Source organism: Kitasatospora sp. NPDC001527 (assembly GCF_040298605.1).
Lineage (GTDB): Bacteria > Actinomycetota > Actinomycetes > Streptomycetales > Streptomycetaceae > Kitasatospora.
Genome location: NZ_JBEPAM010000017.1, coordinates 1 through 17,722, shown reverse-complemented (window position 1 = coordinate 17,722; position 17,722 = coordinate 1). Strand labels below are relative to the sequence as shown.

Annotated in this window: 14 protein-coding genes and 1 pseudogene; 9 read left to right on the top strand and 6 right to left on the bottom strand. The window is 72.8% G+C overall.

What is annotated here, in order from left to right; all coding sequences use genetic code 11:
* Positions 1 to 96 precede the first annotated feature (96 nt).
* From ABT238_RS18095 to ABT238_RS18085, 3 genes are all read left to right on the top strand, one after another.
* A complete protein-coding gene (locus ABT238_RS18095; protein ID WP_350565236.1) occupies positions 97 to 1,161 on the top strand; it encodes a methyltransferase domain-containing protein in 1,065 nt (354 codons plus the stop codon).
* A 26-nt stretch (positions 1,162 to 1,187) separates the two neighbouring features.
* Entirely contained in the window at positions 1,188 to 1,937 is a 750-nt protein-coding gene (locus tag ABT238_RS18090) for a PIG-L deacetylase family protein (protein WP_350565238.1), read from the top strand.
* 87 nt (positions 1,938 to 2,024) lie between these two features.
* The gene (locus ABT238_RS18085) at positions 2,025 to 3,344 is read left to right on the top strand and encodes a serine hydrolase domain-containing protein (protein ID WP_350764326.1); all 1,320 of its coding nucleotides are present in this window, start codon (positions 2,025 to 2,027) and stop codon (positions 3,342 to 3,344) included.
* A gap of 162 nt (positions 3,345 to 3,506) precedes the next feature.
* On the opposite strand, the gene ABT238_RS18080 is transcribed toward ABT238_RS18085, so the two are convergent.
* From ABT238_RS18080 to ABT238_RS18055, 6 genes and pseudogenes are all read right to left on the bottom strand, one after another.
* Entirely contained in the window at positions 3,507 to 4,424 is a 918-nt protein-coding gene (locus tag ABT238_RS18080) for a chitinase (protein WP_350565271.1), read from the bottom strand.
* Between the two features lie 231 nt (positions 4,425 to 4,655).
* Positions 4,656 to 5,231 (bottom strand): annotated as a pseudogene (locus tag ABT238_RS18075) (carbohydrate binding domain-containing protein); the annotation flags it as partial.
* 233 nt (positions 5,232 to 5,464) lie between these two features.
* Positions 5,465 to 5,590 (bottom strand): hypothetical protein, encoded by a 126-nt coding sequence (locus ABT238_RS18070; RefSeq protein ID WP_350764319.1) that lies wholly within the window; start codon positions 5,588 to 5,590, stop codon positions 5,465 to 5,467.
* On the bottom strand, positions 5,587 to 5,958 hold the full coding sequence (locus tag ABT238_RS18065) for a hypothetical protein (protein WP_350764311.1): 372 nt from the start codon (positions 5,956 to 5,958) through the stop codon (positions 5,587 to 5,589). Before ABT238_RS18065 ends, ABT238_RS18070 begins: the two co-directional genes overlap by 4 nt.
* Positions 5,937 to 7,193: a GNAT family N-acetyltransferase gene (locus ABT238_RS18060; protein WP_350764302.1), complete on the bottom strand. Its 1,257-nt coding sequence runs from the start codon at positions 7,191 to 7,193 to the stop codon at positions 5,937 to 5,939. The genes ABT238_RS18065 and ABT238_RS18060 overlap by 22 nt, the downstream gene beginning before the upstream one ends.
* Before the next feature lie 15 nt (positions 7,194 to 7,208).
* Positions 7,209 to 7,949 carry a class I SAM-dependent methyltransferase gene (locus ABT238_RS18055; RefSeq protein WP_350565247.1) on the bottom strand — a complete coding sequence of 247 codons (741 nt, stop codon included), beginning with the start codon at positions 7,947 to 7,949 and terminating at the stop codon, positions 7,209 to 7,211.
* 197 nt (positions 7,950 to 8,146) lie between these two features.
* Between ABT238_RS18055 and ABT238_RS18050 the strand changes: the two genes are divergently transcribed.
* The 6 genes from ABT238_RS18050 to dnaE all read left to right on the top strand — a co-directional run bounded on the left by ABT238_RS18050 (position 8,147) and on the right by dnaE (position 17,655).
* Entirely contained in the window at positions 8,147 to 8,239 is a 93-nt protein-coding gene (locus ABT238_RS18050; RefSeq protein WP_350565249.1) for an Ms4533A family Cys-rich leader peptide, read from the top strand.
* A gap of 148 nt (positions 8,240 to 8,387) precedes the next feature.
* Entirely contained in the window at positions 8,388 to 10,106 is a 1,719-nt protein-coding gene (locus tag ABT238_RS18045) for an ABC transporter substrate-binding protein (protein ID WP_350764289.1), read from the top strand.
* A 32-nt stretch (positions 10,107 to 10,138) separates the two neighbouring features.
* Entirely contained in the window at positions 10,139 to 11,218 is a 1,080-nt protein-coding gene (locus tag ABT238_RS18040) for an ABC transporter permease (protein WP_350565252.1), read from the top strand.
* Positions 11,215 to 12,204: an ABC transporter permease gene (locus tag ABT238_RS18035; RefSeq protein ID WP_350565254.1), complete on the top strand. Its 990-nt coding sequence runs from the start codon at positions 11,215 to 11,217 to the stop codon at positions 12,202 to 12,204. Before ABT238_RS18040 ends, ABT238_RS18035 begins: the two co-directional genes overlap by 4 nt.
* Positions 12,201 to 13,916: an ABC transporter ATP-binding protein gene (locus ABT238_RS18030; protein WP_350565256.1), complete on the top strand. Its 1,716-nt coding sequence runs from the start codon at positions 12,201 to 12,203 to the stop codon at positions 13,914 to 13,916. The genes ABT238_RS18035 and ABT238_RS18030 overlap by 4 nt, the downstream gene beginning before the upstream one ends.
* A 175-nt stretch (positions 13,917 to 14,091) precedes the next feature.
* Positions 14,092 to 17,655 carry a DNA polymerase III subunit alpha gene (dnaE, locus tag ABT238_RS18025; RefSeq protein WP_350565258.1) on the top strand — a complete coding sequence of 1,188 codons (3,564 nt, stop codon included), beginning with the start codon at positions 14,092 to 14,094 and terminating at the stop codon, positions 17,653 to 17,655.
* The last annotated feature ends 67 nt before the right edge of the window (positions 17,656 to 17,722 follow it).

The window sequence follows — 17,722 nt, the reverse complement described above, 5'->3', positions numbered from 1 at the left end:
GGATGGGCGGACACCGGCCCATCACGGCGTGCATACTACGGAGTGATAGCACGCGCCGCGTGTTATCAGGGAAACCCGCTGCTCCCGGGAGTGCCAGTGCGTACCAACGACGCCCAGATGCTCGTCCTGTCCGCCCTCGCGGACGGTCCCCTGCACGGATACGCCGTCAACACCGCGATCGAGCGGCTGACCGGCGCCAGACTCGGCCGCGGCAGCCTGTCGAGCGCCCTGGCGCGGCTGCACGGCAAGGGCCTGGTCGAGTACCTGGACGGCGACGGCAGGCGGCGGCCACTGGCGCTCACGCCGGCCGGCCGGGAGGCCCTCGACGGCGGGATCGCCTCCCTCGCGCAGGCCGCGGAGATCTTCGAGAAGGCCGTCCCGGACAAGGCTCTCTACCTGGACCGGCTCTCCGCCACCCAGGTCGCGCACACCTACAAGGAGGCCGCCCTGCGGGCGCTGGCCGTCCGGCCGGGCCACGTCGTCCTGGACCTGGGCTGCGGTCCGGCGACCGACCTCGGCGTGCTGGCCCGCGCGGCCGCGCCCGGCGGGCGGGTCATCGGCGTCGACTCCGACCCCGGGATGACCCGGCGGGCGCTCGCCCGGACCGCCGGCCTTCCGGGAACCGGCGTGCTGACGGCCGACGTTCACGCCCTGCCGCTTCCCGCGGGCTCCGCGGACCGGTTGCGGACCGACCGCGTGCTGCAACACGTCGAGGACGTCCCGGCCGTCCTGGCGGAGGCCCGGCGGGTGCTGCGCCCCGGCGGCCGGCTGGTCATGGCCGAACCCGACTGGGACTCGCTCGCCGTCGACCACCCGGATCCGGAGATCGCCCGGGCGTACACCCGGCACATCACCGACCGGATCGTGCGCAACGCCCTCGTCGGACGGCAGTTGCCCCGCCTCGCCGGGCAGGCGGGTTTCGCCGTCCCCTCGGTCGCCCCGGTGACCTCGGTCTTCCGGGAGGTCCACGCCGCCGACCGGATCCTCGGGCTCCACCGCAACACCGAGCGCGCGGTGGCCGCCGGGTACCTCACGCGCGGTCAGGCGGACAGCTGGCTCGACCATCTGACCCGAGGGCCGTTCCTCGCCGCGGTGACGCTCTACGTCGTCACGGCGGAGTCACCCTCGGACTCACCCGCGCGGTCACCCGAGGAAGGCTGACCCGCCCGAACCAGGAGGTCCCGCCCATGCCGCCACTGCCCTCGCTGCTCGCCGTCCTCGCCCACCCCGACGACGAATCGCTCCTCGTCGGCGGCGTCCTCGCCCGGCACGCCGCCTCCGGGGCGCGGACGGCCGTCGTCACCGCCACCTGGACGCGGGAGAGCCACCGCGGCGCCGAACTCGCCGAGGCCCTGGGCGTCCTGGGCGCCGGGGAGCCGCGGATGCTCGGCTACGCCGACGCCCGCGTCCCGCGGTCCGCGCCCGGGCGGCCCCGGCTCTGCGACGCGCCCGTGGACACCGTCGTCCAGGACATCGTGCGGCAGATCCGCGCCGTCAGGCCCGGGATCGTGCTGACCCACGACGCATACGGACAGTTGACCGGCCACCCGGACCACCGGCGCACCCACCACGCCACCCTGCTCGCCTTCGCCGCCGCCGGCCTCGAACACCTCTATCCGGAGGCCGGCGCGCCCTGGCAGCCCGAGGCCCTCCGGATGGCGACCCATCCCCACGCGGCGCTCGCCGACCTCGGCCCCCTCCTGGGCCGCGTCGGCAAGACGACGCTCAGCGTGCCGGACAGCATGGTCGACCTGAGCTGCGACATCGGCCCGTGGTTCGACCGGAAGTGGGCCGCGATCACGGCCCACCGCAGCCAGACCGGGCCCGGGCGTGCGCTGCCCGGCCTGCTGGCCCGCGAGCCCGAGGCCGTCCGGCGCCGGATCCTCGGCACCGAGCACTTCACGTCCCTCACCGCGCGGGCCCGCCAAGGGCGATGACCCCCCCGGAGGAGGACGCGGCGGGGGTGCGGGAACTGCGATGGTGGTGGCGGCGGCCCGGGGGTCGGGCCGGAAGGGGCGGGAACCATGACCATCGTTCAGTCTCGGACATCGCACCGGCGCGGCCGGCTGGGGACACGGCTCGCCGCCGTCGCCCTGGCCGGTGCCACCGTCGTCACGCTCGCCCCGACGGCGGCCGTGGCGGCGGGCGGGGACGCCTCCGGCCCCGGGTCCGTGGCGGAGCGCCGGCCGCGCGTCGACGGGCGGCCGGAGCTGCGGGACCTCGTGGAGCACGGCGGGGCGACCGCCGCGCTCGCGGAGATCCGCCTCGCCGGTCGCGTCCCGTGGCGCGGCGCCGCCGGGACCGCCGACCTGGCCACCGGGCAGCCGGCCAGGGCGGACGGCCGGTTCCGGATCGGCAGCATCACCAAGACCTTCGTGTCGACGGTCGTCCTCCAGCTGGTCGGCGAGGGCCGGCTGCGGCTGGACGACCCGGTCGAACGGCACCTGCCGGGGGTCGTCCCGAACGGCGGCGCGATCACCGTCCGGCAGCTGCTCAACCACACCAGCGGCCTGTTCAACTTCACCGAGGACGAGCGGTTCCTGGTGAGGAGCGAGGCCGACCTGCAGGACTACGCGTACGGGAGCTGGCGCTACCGGGACTACCGCCCCGAGCAGTTGGCCGCGGTCTCGGCCGAGCACCCGCCGTACTTCGCACCCGGTCAGGGCTGGAAGTACTCCAACACCAACTACGTCCTCGCCGGGATGATCGTCCGGAAGGTCACCGGGCACACCTGGCAGCGCGAGGTAGAGCGCCGGATCGTCCGGCCCCTGCACCTGGAGGACACCGCGTTCCCGGGCTCGGAGACCGGCCTCGGCGGCCCGCACGCCCACGCCTACCTCGACCTGCCGGCCGGGCCGGCCGACATCACCCGGTTCAACCCGTCCCTGGTGGACGCGGCCGGCAACGGCATCTCCACCACCACCGACCTCGACCGGTTCCACGCCGCCCTGTTCGGCGGGAAGCTGCTGCGGCCGGCCGAGATGGCCGCACTGACGGACACGGTGCCGACCACGGGTGACGGCGCGCAGTACGGGCTCGGCGTGGTCCGGATCGACCTGGGCCCGGGCTGCGAGCCCGCCTGGGGCCACGACGGCGGCCTGCCCGGCTGGACCACCCTGCTGCTCGGCAGCCTGGACGGGCGGCGGCAGTTCGCGCTGTCGTACAACCCGTTCGTGGGCCGGGACGACTCGGCGAGCGGGGCGGCGATCGGCTCCCTCGTGGCCAAGACGCTGTGCGCGCCGGGGACCCTCCCGGGTGCCGCCCCCACGGCGTCCCCGCTCCCGGGCACGCTCCCCCGCACCGGCCCGGACCTCCGGATCGAGGCCGGCCCGGCCACCCGCTGAACCCCGCGGCGGCGCCCCCACCCTCACCGGGGGCCGCCGCCGCGGCCTCCGGCCGACCCGGCCGACCCGGCCGACCGGGCCGAAAGGCCGGCGCCCGCCGGGTGCCACGGAATCCGTCCGTGGCACCCGGCGGGCGCTCGTCGTGCCGCCGCTAGCGGGACATCAACGGCCCTGGAGGGCCTTGACGTTGTCGCCGAAGGACCAGCCCTTCGAGCCGTCCCAGTTGATCGACCAGGTCATGAGCCCCTTCAGCTGGCCGTTGAAGGCGTTCCAGGCCTGGCTGACCAGGCTCGGCGCCATGTGGCCGCCGCCCGCGCCGGGCTGGGCCGGCAGGCCGGGGACCTGCTTGTCGTAGGGCACCTTGATGGTGGTGCCCTGGATGGTGAGGCCGTTGTTCAGGCAGGTGGTCTGCGCGGTGAAGCCCTGGACGGTACCGGCCTGGTAGGAGTCACCGGAGCAGCCGTACATGCTGCCGTTGTAGTACTGCATGTTGAGCCACCACAGGCGCCCGTTGTCGACGTACTTCTTGATGATCGGCAGGTAGGAGCCCCAGATGGAGCCGTAGGTGACGCTGCCGCCGGTGACGTACGCGGTCTCGGGGGCCATCGTCAGGCCGAAGCCGGCCGGCATCTGGGCGAGCACGCCGTCGATGATGCGGATCAGGTTGGACTGGGACGCGGACAGCGTGTTGATGTTGCCGCTGCCGGACAGGCCGGTCTCGATGTCGATGTCGATGCCGTCGAAGTTGTACTTCTTCAGGATCGGGACGACGGTGGCCACGAACTTGTCCGCGACGGCGCTGGAGCTGAGGTCGATGCCGGCGGCGGCGCCGCCGATCGACATCAGGATGGTCGCGCCGGCCGCCTTGGCCTGGCACATCTCGGCCGGGGTCGACACCTTGACGGTGGCGTCCATGCCGTCCTCCCAGAGGACGGTGCCGTCCGAGAGGATCACCGGGAAGGCGGCGTTGATGACGTTGTAGCCGTGCGCGGCGAGCCGGCTGTCGTTGATGGGGGTCCAGCCCATGCCCGGGTGGACGCCGTTGGAGGCGCCGTCCCAGTTCTCCCAGTAGCCCTGCACGACCTTGCCCGCGGGCTTGGGCTTCGTCGCGCAGGTGGAGCCCGGCGGGGTGGTGGGAGGCGTGGGCGGCGGGGTGGTCGGCGGCGTCGTGGGAGGCGTCGTCGGCGGGGTGGTCGGCGGGGTGGTCGGCGGCGTCGTGGGAGGCGTCGTCGGCGGCGTGGTGGTGCCGCCGGGGCCGGCGAGCTCCACGTCGTCCGCGTAGAACGCGGACTGCCCGTACCAGCCGTGCAGGAAGACGGTCACCGACGTGGTGTTCGCCCCGGTGGAGAAGGTGGTGCTGAGCTTGCCGTACGAGGCGCTGCTCGCCGTCCAGGTGGACGTCGTACCGGTGAGGCCGGTGCCGGTGGCGCCCAGGTAGATGTAGCTGCCCTGGACGTAGGCGCTCAGCGTGTACTGGGAGTTGGGCTGCACGCTGACGGTCTGGCTGCACTGGGCGTTGTCCAGGCCGGTCGGCGTGGCCTTGAGCGCCGAGGTGCCACCGTGCACCGGGCTGCTGACCGCCGTGCCGGCGCCGCCGGAACAGGTCCAGTCGGAGAGTCCGTTCTCGAAACCGGCGTTGGACACCAGGTTGGGGGTGGCGGCCCCGGCGGTGACGGTGCCCGCCACGGCGAGACCGGCACCGATGACGGCGGCGGCGCTCACCCCGGCGAGGGAGCGCCTCAGGACGGACGATCCGGGCACGGCGGTGCCGGTGCGGTGCACCCGCGCCGCGCGTTCCACGCCCGCCTGCTGCGTGCGGACGGGATCCGGACCGGGGCGGACCGCGCCCGGCAGACGGGGGGTGCGCGACGACCTCCGACGGAACATGCTGTGCTCGCTTCCCGCCGGGCGCCGTGGACAGACCGGCGCGTGGGGGCGTGACGCCCGGCTCTGGGTGAGGTGGGGACATGTGGGGATGTGCCGGTCCGGATCGTAGGAGGCACGGCAAGGCGCGTCAATAGGTCTGGACCATTACCCACCCATGGCCGGGCGGCGAACCCCCTGTCGACAACCCCGGCGACACGCCACCGACCGTCCGGGAACAGCTATCTGACGTTACGTCAGCCCAGTCCCAGGGGCGGGTGGAAGCGGCGGGGCGCGGAGCCGTCGGTGGTGGCCAGGGTCATGAAGCGGGCGCGGGAGAGCGGGTGGCGGCTGCGGCGCACGAGGTCGTCGAGGGCGGTCATGACGGGCCTCCCGGCGGAAGGGAGCCGCGGTCGAATCCGAGCGGGACCGGCGGGTCGCTGAGCAGGGTGGCCTCCAGCAGGGTCCACCATTGGGCCTGCTCGGTGCGGCGGCGTTCCCAGACGGGGTCCCGGCCGCGTTCGGCGACCTGGCGCCGGTAGCGGCCCCAGCCGGCCTCGTCGGCGAAGCTGACGGTGTGTTCGATGGTGTGCACGGGGCTTCCGACGGTGCGCACCGCCCACCGGGTGCGCAGCACGGTGTCGAGGCCGTCGTAGAACCAGGCCTCGCGGGCGCGGACCCACTCCCAGAAGGCGGCCTGGTCCGCTTCGGCGGCCGCGGTGGGCTGGATCAGGTAGACCAGGTGCAGCACGGCGGGGCTCCTTCCGCGGTGGGGTCGTGGTCAGCCGGCCGGCGGCGGGCCGGGGCTTCCGGCGCCCAGGCGCGCCACCCGGGGGCCAGGGCCCAGGGGCGGGCGGCGCAGCGGGCCGTCCAGAGCCGGGCGGTCCGGGCGTTGTGGCGCCGCTCCGTCCGCGGGTCGCAGAGCCGCCCGCGCAGGGGCAGCACGGCGACGGCGAGCGGGGAGAGCACGGCGCCCTGCCGGATCTTGATCTGCCAGGCGGAGATCGCCAGGCGGTAGCGGCGGAAGCCGCAGGCGGCGGCGTAGTCGACGGGGGCCTGGTAGCAGAGCACGAAGTACTCGCCGTGCGGTTCGGCGGCCCGGTAGTCGAACCCGAAGTAGCGGGCGTAGAGGCGGTCACCGTGGGCGTAGCAGACGTTCACGGCGACGGGCCGTCCCTCGCGGACGGCGAAGCAGCCGACGGCCCGGTCCAGGACTCCGGTCGCGGCCTGGGCCTCGAAGGCGCGGAGCATCCAGGCGGGGTCGGCGGTGCCGCCGTGGCGGGCGCGGGTCTGTGTCACCAGGGCGGCGGTCTGCCGCACCACCTCGCGCCGGTCCAGGGGCCGCCACAGCACGGTGGTGCCGCCGCGCTCGCAGGCGCGCCGCTCGGCCCGGCGGCGGGTGCGGTCGGGCTGGCTCATCCGCGCCAACTGCTCGGCGTAGCCGCCGATCGCGACGGCGAGGTTGGCGTCCGCGTCGTGCAGCAGCACGCTCGCGCGCGGCTGCCGCCGGGCGAGCTCCCGGGCGTCGTCCGCCGCCAGGTAGGGCATGACGACGCCGTCGAGGCCGCGCTCGCGGGCCAGCCGCAGCGCCGTCCCGAACAGGGCGTCCAGGGTGCGGGCGCGGGCCTCGCCGCGGGTGCAGACCAGTTCGTTGTAGGTGGAGCGCCGGGCTCCCAGCCACAGGTACGCCGACGAGCGCGCCTGCGTCACGTCGGGTAACAGCGTGGGCAGGTGGAACAGTCCGGGTTCGTCGTTCTCTCCGGGCCAGACGGGCAGGGCGCCCAGCAGCCTGCCGCCGGAGGCGGCGGTGACCAGCGCCGTGTCGCCGTGGGCCAGTTCGAGCGCGTGCGCCCAGGCGCTGCTGTTGTAGAAGTTGTCGGGGCCGGCCAGCCGGTCCCACCCGGCGTGGTCGACGTCGGCGAGCGACGGCAGGATGCCCTCCTCGATCGGCCCGGGGCTCCGGTGGTCCTGCTGCGTGGTCGTCATGATCGTGCCTCGGGGTCATTCGGCTCTGGTGCAGGTGATGAGCGCCGCGTGGGGGCGGGTGAGGTAGGGCCGCCAGAAGTCCTTTCCGTGGCGGGCCAGTCCCTCCCCGGAGACCCGGAATCCGGGCCAGCGGACCGTGCCGAACCCGGCCTCGTGCAGGGCCCGTTCCAGGGTGGCACGGCTCCAGTAGCGGGCGGTGATCCGTTCGTCGTAGCGGCCGAAGCACAACTCCAGCGTCACCCGCGAGGCATCGCGGCGCGGCTCGGCCTCGACCAGGCGCAGGCCGTAGCGTTCGTAGTACTCGCGTTCCCCGTCGAAGTCCGGGTTCACCGGGAGGGTGACGAACCGGCCTCCCGGGCGAAGGGCCCGCGCGGCCAGCGCACAGAGCGTGACCAGTTCCGCGTACTCCTCGGCGTACGGCATGACGTACACGGCCACGGCGGCGTCGAAGGCACCCTCGTCGATGCCGCCGGCCCGCTCGGTGTACTCGACGCCGAGCGGCTCGGCGCGCTCGGCCCGCCGGGCGACGTCGAGCATGCCCTCGGAGATGTCGTGCCCGACCACCCGCGCCGCCCCGCGGCGCTTGAGTTCCCGGCTGTAGAGCCCCGTCCCGCACCCGATGTCCAGGAGGCTCCTGCCGGTGACCGTTCCCAGCTCGGCGAACACGCTGAACGACTCCAGATGCCTTCGCCACGGCAGGAGGGACATCTCCTCGTACATCACCCCAAGACGGTCGAACTGGTCTATTTCGCCCATGTCTGTCATTCTGCGACGCTTCCCGCGTTTCGCACAGCCCCCTGTACGCAGCGTTGCCGGAGGCGGTCCGGTTCTCCCCCGCATTCCCGGGAATCCCCCGGCGCCCCGGGAATCACCTCAGTTCCCACCACTCCCGCGGTGGGGGGAGGTGATCGGGATTTTTGACATTCCGCTTACGGTCCTCCATTCTTCTCGGCATGTCCGACCGTCACCCGATCGAGTACGCCGCCATCGAGCTGGCGCTGATCGGCGTGGCCGCGCACTGCGTTTCCGACAATCTCTGTCGCTGAATCCGCCTGTCCCGACGCGTTGCGGTGATCGCCGCTTCGGGGCGTCGCCCCTTTTTCCGCGGGCGCGGTGCTGCTCACCCTCCTCTCACGGCCTCACTGTCGCCCGCCTTTCTCCGTGCACCATCGGTAGCGAAAGGCCCCCTTTCCGATGTCTCGAACCACCTTCACCCCCCGCCGCCTCGCCGCGGCGACCGTCACCGTCGCGCTGGCCGTCGGTGCGGTGGCGTGCGGACCGAAGGCCGACGGCGGTGGAAGCGCCGACCAGGGCGCCGCGCCGCAGCAGGGCGGCACGCTCACCGTGCTCAACCAGAACCCTCAGGAGCAGTTCGACCCCGCGCGGCTCTACACCTCCGGTGGCGGAAACGTTCCCTCGCTGGTCTTCCGCACCCTCACCACCCGCAACCGGGCCGACGGCACGGCCGGCACCAAGGTCGTCCCGGACCTCGCCACCGACACCGGCACCCCCTCGGAGGGCGCGACGGTGTGGACGTACCGGCTCAAGGACGGCCTCGCCTTCGAGGACGGTTCGCCGATCACCACCGCCGACATCAAGTACGGCATCGAAAGGTCATTCGCCCCCGAACTCTCCGGTGGCGCACCGTTCCTGAGGGACTGGCTGGTCGGCGCCGCCGACTACCAGGGTCCGTACAAGGACGGCAGCGGGCTGGCCGCCATCGAGACGCCGGACGAGAAGACCATCGTCTTCCGCCTCAACAAGCCCGAGGGCGACTTCCCCTACCTGGCCACCCAGACGCAGTTCGCACCCGTCCCGAAGGCCAAGGACACCGGGACCAAGTACCAGGAGCACCCGGTCTCCTCCGGCCCGTACCGGGTCGTCAAGAACGAGAACGACGGCGCGCACCTCGTCCTGGAGCGCAACCCGCACTGGTCCGCCGCGACGGACGACCAGCGCAAGGCGTACCCGGACACCGTCGACGTGCAGTCCGGGCTCGACCCGGCGGTGATCAACCAGCGGCTCTCGGCCGGCACCGGCGCCGACGCGGCCGCCGTCACCACCGACACCAACCTCGGTCCCTCCGAACTCGCCCAGGTGAAGGACGACAAGGCGCTCGCCGCCCGGGTCGGCACCGGCCACTTCGGCTTCGTCAACTACCTGGCGTTCAACCCCAAGGTCAAGCCGTTCGACAACCCCAAGGTCCGGCAGGCGATCGCCTACGCGGTCAACCGCACCTCGGTCGTCAACGCGGCCGGCGGCTCCTCGCTCGCCGAGGCCGCCACCACCTACCTGCCCGCCCAGGAGACCTTCGGGCACACGCCCTACGACCCGTTCCCGGCGGGTGCCACCGGCAACCCGGAGAAGGCCAGGGAGCTGCTGAAGGAGGCGGGTTACCCGGACGGCCTGACCATCCCGCTCACCCACTCCAGCGCCGTCGGCAAGGGCTACGGCCCGGACCTGGCCACCGCCGTCCAGGACGGCCTGAAGGCGGCCGGGATCACCGTCCAGCTGGAGGCCCTGGACTCCACCCGGTACTCCAAGACCATCCACACCGTCAGCACCGAGCCCGGCTTCTTCCTCAGCGGCTGGGGCGCCGACTGGCCGTCCGGCGGCCCGTTCCTCGCGCCGATCTTCGACGGCCGGCAGATCGTCACCGACGGATACAACTTCAACTCCGCGCAGCTGGACGACCCGTCGGTGAACGACGAGATCGACCAGATCAACAAGATCACCGACCACGCCGAGGCCGCCAAGCGCTGGGGCGCCCTGGACAAGCGGATCGGCGAGCAGGCCCTCACCGTCCCGCTGTTCCACCCGGTCTACAAGCGGCTGTCCGGCAAGGACGTCCGCAACATCGTCATCAGCGACTGGACCGGCGTGCTGGACATCTCCCAGGTCGCGGTCAAGTAGCGGAGCGGACCGGACGGATCGATCGGACAACCATGGCTCCACAGGAACCCCGTGCCGGGGAGGCCCTCGCGGCCTCCCCGGCCGCCGGGGGCCGGCAGGTGTGGCGGCGGCTGCTCGCGCGGCGCGCCGCCCTCGCCGCCGGCCTCGTCATCGTCCTGCTCGCGCTGATCGCGGCGGCGGCCCCGCTGCTCACCGCGCTCGAAGGCCAGGACCCCACCAGCTACCACAACGACCTGCTCGACTCGGCGGCCGGCGGCGTGCCCACCGGCTCGTTCGGCGGCGTCAGCGCCGAGCACTGGCTGGGCGTCGAACCGGGCACCGGGCGCGACGTGTTCGCCCGGCTGGTCCACGGCGCCCGGATCTCGCTGCTCGTCGCCGTCGGCGCCACCCTGGTCCAGGTCACCATCGGCGTGCTGCTCGGCCTCCTCGCGGGCCTCGGCAGCCGCCTGCTCGACCAGCTGATCGGCAACACCACCGAGGTGATGCTCGCGCTGCCCTCGCTGGTCTTCGCCATCTCGCTGATGGCGGTCGTGCCCTCCGGCTTCCCCCGCCCGCTGCTGCTGACCCTGGTCATCGGACTGCTGGGCTGGGCCGGCACCGCACGCATCGTCCGGGCCCAGACGCTCGGCCTCAAGCAGCTGGACTACGTGGCCGCGGCCCGGCTCGCCGGCGCCACCCGGTGGCGGATCGCCCGCCGGGAGCTGCTGCCGTCGCTGGCCGCGCCGGTCATCACCTACGCGGCGGTGCTGCTGCCGTCCAACGTGATCGCCGAGGCCGGGCTCTCCTTCCTCGGCGTGGGCGTCAAGCCGCCCACCGCGTCCTGGGGCCAGATGCTCTCCGGCGCGACCACCTGGTTCCGCGCGGACCCGATGTACGTGCTGCTCCCGTCCGCGCTGCTGTTCGTCACCGTGCTCGCCTTCACCGTGTTCGGCGACGCCGTCCGCACCGAGCTCGACCCCCGCGCGGCCTCCCGGCTGCGGGTCGGCACTGCCCGCGGCGCCGCCGGTCCGACGGCGGACGGCCCCGCCCCGGACACCGGCGCGAAGGGCACCGACGCGGCCGGCGCCGCCCGCCCCGGCCCGTCGGGCACCACCGAGGAGGCCCCCGCATGACCCGCTTCCTGCTCCGCAAGGCCGTCGGCATGGTCGGTGTCCTGTTCGCCCTCTCCCTGATCGTCTACGCGGTGTTCTACATCGCCCCCGGCGACCCCGCCCAGCTGGCCTGCGGCGAGAAGTGCAGCCCCGCCCAGGTGCTCCAGGTGCGCGAACGGCTGGGCCTCGACGCTCCGGTGCACCTGCAGTACGCCCACTTCCTGCAGGGCGTCGTCGCCGGCCGCGACTTCAGCGCCGGGACCGGCCTGCTGCACTGCCCGGCGCCCTGCCTGGGCGTCTCCTACCGCAGCGGCGAGCAGGTCACCGACATGATCGCCGCCCGGCTCCCGGTGACCGCCTCGCTGGCGCTCGGCGCCATGGTGATCTGGCTGGCCCTCGGGGTCGGCACCGGGCTGCTCTCGGCGCTGCGCCGGGGCCGGCTCGCCGAGCGCCTGCTGACCGCGCTGACACTGGCCGGCAGCTCGATCCCGGTGTTCGTCATCGGCCTGGTGCTGCTGATCGTGCTGTGCGCCCAGCTCCAGTGGCTGCCCTTCCCGAGCTACGTGCCGCTCACCGAGGACCCGCAGCAGTGGTTCTGGGGCCTGCTGCTGCCCTGGGTCTCGCTGGCGCTCATCGAGTGCGCCAAGTACGCCCGGCTGACCCGCTCCTCCATGCTGGAGACCCTCGCCGACGACCACATCCGGACCTTCCGGGCGTTCGGCGTCAGCGAGCGGCACCTGGTGACCCGGCACGCGCTGCGCGGCGCGCTCACCCCGGTGATCGCCCTGACCGCCATCGACCTGGGGACGATGTTCGGCTCGGCGGTGCTGACCGAGTCGCTGTTCGGCCTCCCGGGGCTCGGCAAGCTGCTGGTCACCTCGGTCGGCCTGATCGACCTGCCCACCGTCGTCGGGCTCACCCTGGTCACCGGGTTCGCCGTCGTCCTCGCCAACGTCATCGCGGACGTGCTCTACGCGGTGGCCGACCGAAGGGTGGTCCTGACATGAGCGCCACGCCCCTGGAGAAGGCCGCGGGCCCGGTCGGCGCCGGACCCCTGGTCGACGTCCGGGACCTGGTCGTCGACTTCCCCGTCGGCGACGGCCACCTCCGCGCCGTCGACGGCGTCGGCTTCACCCTGGAGGCCGGGCAGGCGCTCGGCATCGTCGGCGAGTCCGGCTCCGGCAAGAGCACCGTCGCCTACGGGCTGCTCGGCCTGCACCGCGGCACCGGCGCCCGGATCGGCGGCTCGGTACGGGTCGCCGGCGTGGACGCCGTCACCGCCGAGGGCGAGGACCTGCGGCGCCTGCGCGGCGGGTTGGCCGCCATGGTGTTCCAGGACCCGCTCTCCGCGCTGGACCCCTACTACGCGGTGGGGGACCAGATCGCCGAGGTGGTGCGGGTGCACCGGCCGGTCTCCCGCCGGGCCGCCCGGGCCCGGGCCGTCGAGGTGCTCGACCGGGTCGGCATCGCCGACGCGGCGCGCCGCGCGCGGTCGCGTCCGCACGAGTTCAGCGGCGGCATGCGCCAGCGGGTGCTGATCGCGATGGCGCTGGCCTGCGAGCCGCGGCTGCTGGTCGCCGACGAGCCGACGACCGCGCTGGACGTCACCGTCCAGGCCCAGATCCTCGACCTGCTGCACGAGCTGCGCGCCGAGACCGGGGCCGGGCTGGTCCTGGTCACCCACGACCTGGGCGTGGTCGCCGGGAGCGTCGACCGGGTGCTGGTGATGAAGGACGGCCGGGCGGTGGAGCACGGCCCGGTGACCGAGGTGCTCGGCACACCGCGCCAGCCGTACACCCGCGCACTGCTGTCGGCGGTGCCCCGGCTGGACGCTCCGCGGGACCCGCGCGTGCGCGCGCCCGGCGAGCCGGCCGGGCCGGCCGGGGGCGAGGTCCTGCTGGAGGCCGTCGACCTGCGCCGCGAGTTCGCCACCCGCGGCCTCGCCCGGCGCACCGCCGCCGTGACCGCCGTGGACGGCGTCTCGCTCACCGTGCGGGCCGGCGAGACGCTGGGCGTCGTCGGCGAGTCCGGCTCCGGGAAGACCACCCTCGGACGGATGCTCGTCCGGCTGCTGGAGCCGACCGGCGGCCGGCTGCACTACCGCGGCCGGGACATCGGGGCCCTCGGGGAGAAGGAGCTGCGCCCGCTGCGCCGGGAGCTGCAGATGGTCTTCCAGGACCCGGTCTCCTCGCTCAACCCGCGCCGCACCATCGGGGAGTCCGTCGCCGACCCGCTGCGGATCGCCGGCGAGGGCGACGAGCGCCGCATCCGCGCCCGGGTCGGCGAGCTGCTGGAACGCGTCGGGCTCGACCCCGACTGGTACCACCGCTATCCGCACGAGTTCTCCGGCGGGCAGCGGCAGCGGGTCGGCATCGCCCGGGCGCTCGCGCCCGAGCCGCGGCTGATCGTCTGCGACGAGCCGGTCTCCGCGCTGGACGTCACCACGCAGGCCCAGGTGGTCGAGCTGCTGGGCGAGCTGCAGCGTGATCTCGGTCTCGCACTGGTCTTCATCGCCCACGACCTCGCCGTGGTCCGGCAGGTCAGCGACCGGGTCGCGGTGATGCGGGCCGGGCGGATCGTGGAACAGGGCGACGCCGACACGGTGTACGACTCCCCGCGGCACGCCTACACCAAGGGCCTGCTGGCCGCCGTGCCGGTGCCGGACCCGGCCGAGGCGAGCGCCCGGCGCCACGCCCGGCTGGCCTCCACCGGAGCCTGAGCCCCGTCCGGCCCGGCCGCGCCCCGAGGGGTGCGGCCGGGCCGCGGGCGCGTCAAGGAGTCGCGAGGGGCACGTCAAGGTCGTGGGCAGGAGCCCCCGGCGCGGCGTGTCGTGCGCGCCGACCGACTAGCCTGGGCGGCTTCCCGTCCGAGCACCACCCGAGGAGCCCAGCGCCGTGTCCGACAGCTTCGCGCACCTGCACGTCCACACCGAGTACTCGATGCTGGACGGGGCCGCGAAGAACGGCAAGCTCTTCGCGGAGGCGGAGAGACAGGGCATGCCCGCCATCGCGATGAGCGACCACGGCAACATGTTCGGCGCCTACGAGTTCTTCCACGCCGCCGCCAAGACCGGTGTCAAGCCGATCATCGGCATCGAGGCCTACGTCGCCCCGGCCTCGCGCTTCCTGAAGAAGCAGGTGTTCTGGTCCCCCGGCGGCCAGCGCCCGAGCGGCGCCGACGGCGAGGGCGGCAAGGACGTCTCCGGCGGCGGCCGCTACACCCACATGACCATGTGGGCGCAGAACGCCACCGGTCTGCGCAACCTCTTCAAGCTCTCCTCGCTCGCGTCGATGGAGGGCTACTACATGAAGCCCCGGATGGACCGCGAGCTGATCGCCGCCAACGCGACCGGCATCATCGCCACCACCGGCTGCCCCTCCGGCGAGGTGCAGACCCGGCTGCGGCTCGGCCAGTACGACGAGGCGGTCAAGGCGGCCGCCGCCTACCAGGACATCTTCGGCAAGGAGAACTACTTCCTGGAGCTGATGGACCACGGCCTGTCCATCGAGCAGGACGTCCGCGCGGACCTGCTGCGCCTGGCCAAGCAGCTGGACATCCCGCTGCTCGCCACCAACGACTCGCACTACGTCACCGCCGACCAGGCGGACGCCCACGACAGCCTGCTCTGCGTCGGCGTGGGCAAGAACAAGGACGACCCGAACCGCTTCAAGTTCAACGGCTCCGGCTACTACGTCAAGACCGCCGAGGAGATGCGCGAGCTCTTCCGCGAGCTGCCGGAGGCCTGCGACAACACGCTGGCGATCGCCGAGCGGGTCGAGTCGTACGAGGAGGTCTTCACCTACGTCGACCGGATGCCGCAGTTCGACGTGCCCGAGGGCGAGACCCAGGCCTCCTACCTGCGCCAGAAGATCGCCGCCGGCCTCCAGCACCGCTACGGCGACAACCCGAGCCAGGAGGTCCTGGACCGGGTCGAGCTGGAGATGGGCGTGATCACCCCGATGGGGTTCGACGCCTACTTCCTCGTGGTCGCCGACATCTGCCAGTACGGGCGGGACAACGGCATCCCGGTCGGCCCCGGCCGTGGCTCGGCGGCCGGCTCGATGGTCGCCTACCTGACCGGCATCACCCAGCTCGACCCGCTGGAGCACGACCTGCTGTTCGAGCGGTTCCTCAACCCCGAGCGCATCAACCCCCCGGACGTCGACATCGACTTCGACGACCGCCAGCGCGACCAGATGGTGCGCTACGTCACCGAGAAGTACGGCTCCGCCTACACCGCCCAGGTCAACACCTTCGGCACCATCAAGGCCAAGGCCGCCGTCAAGGACGCCAACCGCATCCTCGGCTACCCCTTCGCGATGGGCGACCGGATCACCAAGGCCATGCCGCCGGACGTGATGGGCAAGGGCGTCCCGCTCGCCGACCTCTTCAACGACAAGCACCCCCGGTACAACGAGGGCACCGAGATCCGGGCGCTGTACGACAACGAGCCCGACGTCAAGAAGATCATCGACACCGGCCGGGGCATCGAGGGCCTGATCCGCGGCACCGGTGTGCACGCCGCCGCCGTCATCCTCTCCTCCACCCCGCTGCTGGAGCTGATCCCGCTGCACATGCGGGACAAGGACGGCACCATCATCACCGGCTTCGACTACCCGTCGTGCGAAGCCATGGGCCTGATCAAGATGGACTTCCTGGGTCTGCGGAACCTGGGCATCATCGACCACTGCATCAAGATCGTGAAGGCCAACCGGGGCGTCGACGTCGACATCGAGAAGATCCCGATCGACGACCCCACCACCTACCAGTTGCTCGCCCGCGGCGACACCCTGGGCGTCTTCCAGCTCGACGGCGGGCCCATGCGCGCCCTGCTCAAGCTGATGAAGCCGACCGAGTTCGCCGACATCTCCGCCGTCTCCGCGCTGTACCGGCCCGGCCCGATGGGCATGAACTCGCACACCAACTACGCGCTGCGCAAGAACGCCCAGCAGGAGATCGTCCCGATCCACCCCGAGCTGGAGGAACCGCTCAAGGACGTCCTCGGCCCCACCTACGGCCTGATCGTCTACCAGGAGCAGGTCCAGCGTGCCGCCCAGGTGCTGGCCGGCTACTCGCTCGGCCAGGCCGACCTGCTGCGCCGGGCGATGGGCAAGAAGAAGAAGGAGGTCCTGGAGAAGGAGTTCGTCCCCTTCCACGCCGGCTGCAAGGAGCGCGGCTACTCCGACGAGGCCATCCAGGCGGTGTGGGACGTCCTGGTCCCGTTCGCCGGCTACGCGTTCAACAAATCGCACTCCGCCGCCTACGGCCTGGTCTCGTACCAGACCGCCTACCTCAAGGCCAACTACCCCGCCGAGTACATGGCCGCCCTGCTCACCTCGGTCGCGGACGACAAGGACAAGATGGCGGTCTACCTGGCGGAGTGCCGGCAGATGGGCATCCGGATCCTCTCCCCCGACGTCAACGAGTCGGTGGTCGACTTCACCGCCGTCGGCAGCGACGTCCGCTTCGGCCTCAAGGCCGTGCGCAACGTCGGCGTCCCGGTCATCGAGTCGCTGGTGCGCACCCGGGAGGAGAAGGGCAAGTACACCTCCTTCCCCGACTTCCTGGACAAGGTGGAGCTGGTGGTGTGCAACAAGCGCACCGTCGACTCCCTGGTCAAGGCCGGCGCCTTCGACTCGCTCGGGCACAGCCGGCTCTCGCTCAGCACCGTGCACGAGAGCGCGATCGACGCCGTCACCGGGCTGAAGAAGCAGCAGGCGATCGGCCAGGACGACCTCTTCGGCGCCCTGGAGACCGGGGACGGCGGCCCCGCCATCGGCCTGGACTTCGAGCTCACCGACCGCGAGTGGCCGCGCCGCCAGTTGCTCTCCCTGGAGCGGGAGATGCTCGGCCTGTACGTCTCCAGCCACCCGCTCGACGGCGCCGAGCACATCCTCTCCCAGAACCGGGACACCTCGATCGCCGACCTCCTCGGCTCCGGCCGGACCGAGGGCGAGGTCCGCCTCTCCGGCCTGATCACCGCCGTGGACCGCCGGATCAACAAGGCCGGCAACGCCTGGGCGATCATCACCCTCGCCGACCGCGACGGCTCGGTCGAGGTGCTCTTCTTCCCGGCCACCTACAACCTGATGGCCGAGCAGATGGTGGAGGACAACGTCATCTCGGTCCGCGGCCGGCTCAACGAGCGCGACGGGTCGCTGAGCATCTTCGGCCAGGAGATCACCACGCTCGACGTCTCCTCCGCCGAGCTGGGCACCAAGCCCCCGGTCCAGATCACCGTGCCGACCGCCCGGATCACCCCCGAGGTGGTGGCCGAGCTCAGGCAGGCCCTCCAGGCCCACCCGGGCGACGTCCCGGTCCGTCTGCTGACCACCGGCTGGGACAAGGACACCCTGTACGAGCTCGGCTTCCTGGTGAATCCCGACAACGGGCTCGCCTCGGACGTGAAGACCCTGCTCGGCAACCGCTCCTGGGCGGGCACCGTCGTCCGTTCCTGAGCCGCTCCCGGCCCGGCCTGCCGGGCGGGATCGACAACGGGGAGCGCGCGGCCGTCGACCGGCCGCG

Excerpts from the sequence above, each read along its gene's own strand:
- ABT238_RS18090 (WP_350565238.1), top strand. The coding sequence starts at position 1,188 with ATGCCGCCACTGCCCTCGCTGCTCGCCGTCCTCGCCCACCCCGACGAC.
- ABT238_RS18085 (WP_350764326.1), top strand. The coding sequence starts at position 2,025 with ATGACCATCGTTCAGTCTCGGACATCGCACCGGCGCGGCCGGCTGGGG.
- ABT238_RS18070 (WP_350764319.1), bottom strand. The coding sequence starts at position 5,590 with ATGACCGCCCTCGACGACCTCGTGCGCCGCAGCCGCCACCCGCTCTCC.
- ABT238_RS18060 (WP_350764302.1), bottom strand. The coding sequence starts at position 7,193 with ATGACGACCACGCAGCAGGACCACCGGAGCCCCGGGCCGATCGAGGAG.
- ABT238_RS18055 (WP_350565247.1), bottom strand. The coding sequence starts at position 7,949 with ATGGGCGAAATAGACCAGTTCGACCGTCTTGGGGTGATGTACGAGGAG.
- ABT238_RS18050 (WP_350565249.1), top strand. The coding sequence starts at position 8,147 with ATGTCCGACCGTCACCCGATCGAGTACGCCGCCATCGAGCTGGCGCTG.
- ABT238_RS18045 (WP_350764289.1), top strand. The coding sequence starts at position 8,388 with ATGTCTCGAACCACCTTCACCCCCCGCCGCCTCGCCGCGGCGACCGTC.
- ABT238_RS18040 (WP_350565252.1), top strand. The coding sequence starts at position 10,139 with ATGGCTCCACAGGAACCCCGTGCCGGGGAGGCCCTCGCGGCCTCCCCG.
- ABT238_RS18035 (WP_350565254.1), top strand. The coding sequence starts at position 11,215 with ATGACCCGCTTCCTGCTCCGCAAGGCCGTCGGCATGGTCGGTGTCCTG.
- ABT238_RS18030 (WP_350565256.1), top strand. The coding sequence starts at position 12,201 with ATGAGCGCCACGCCCCTGGAGAAGGCCGCGGGCCCGGTCGGCGCCGGA.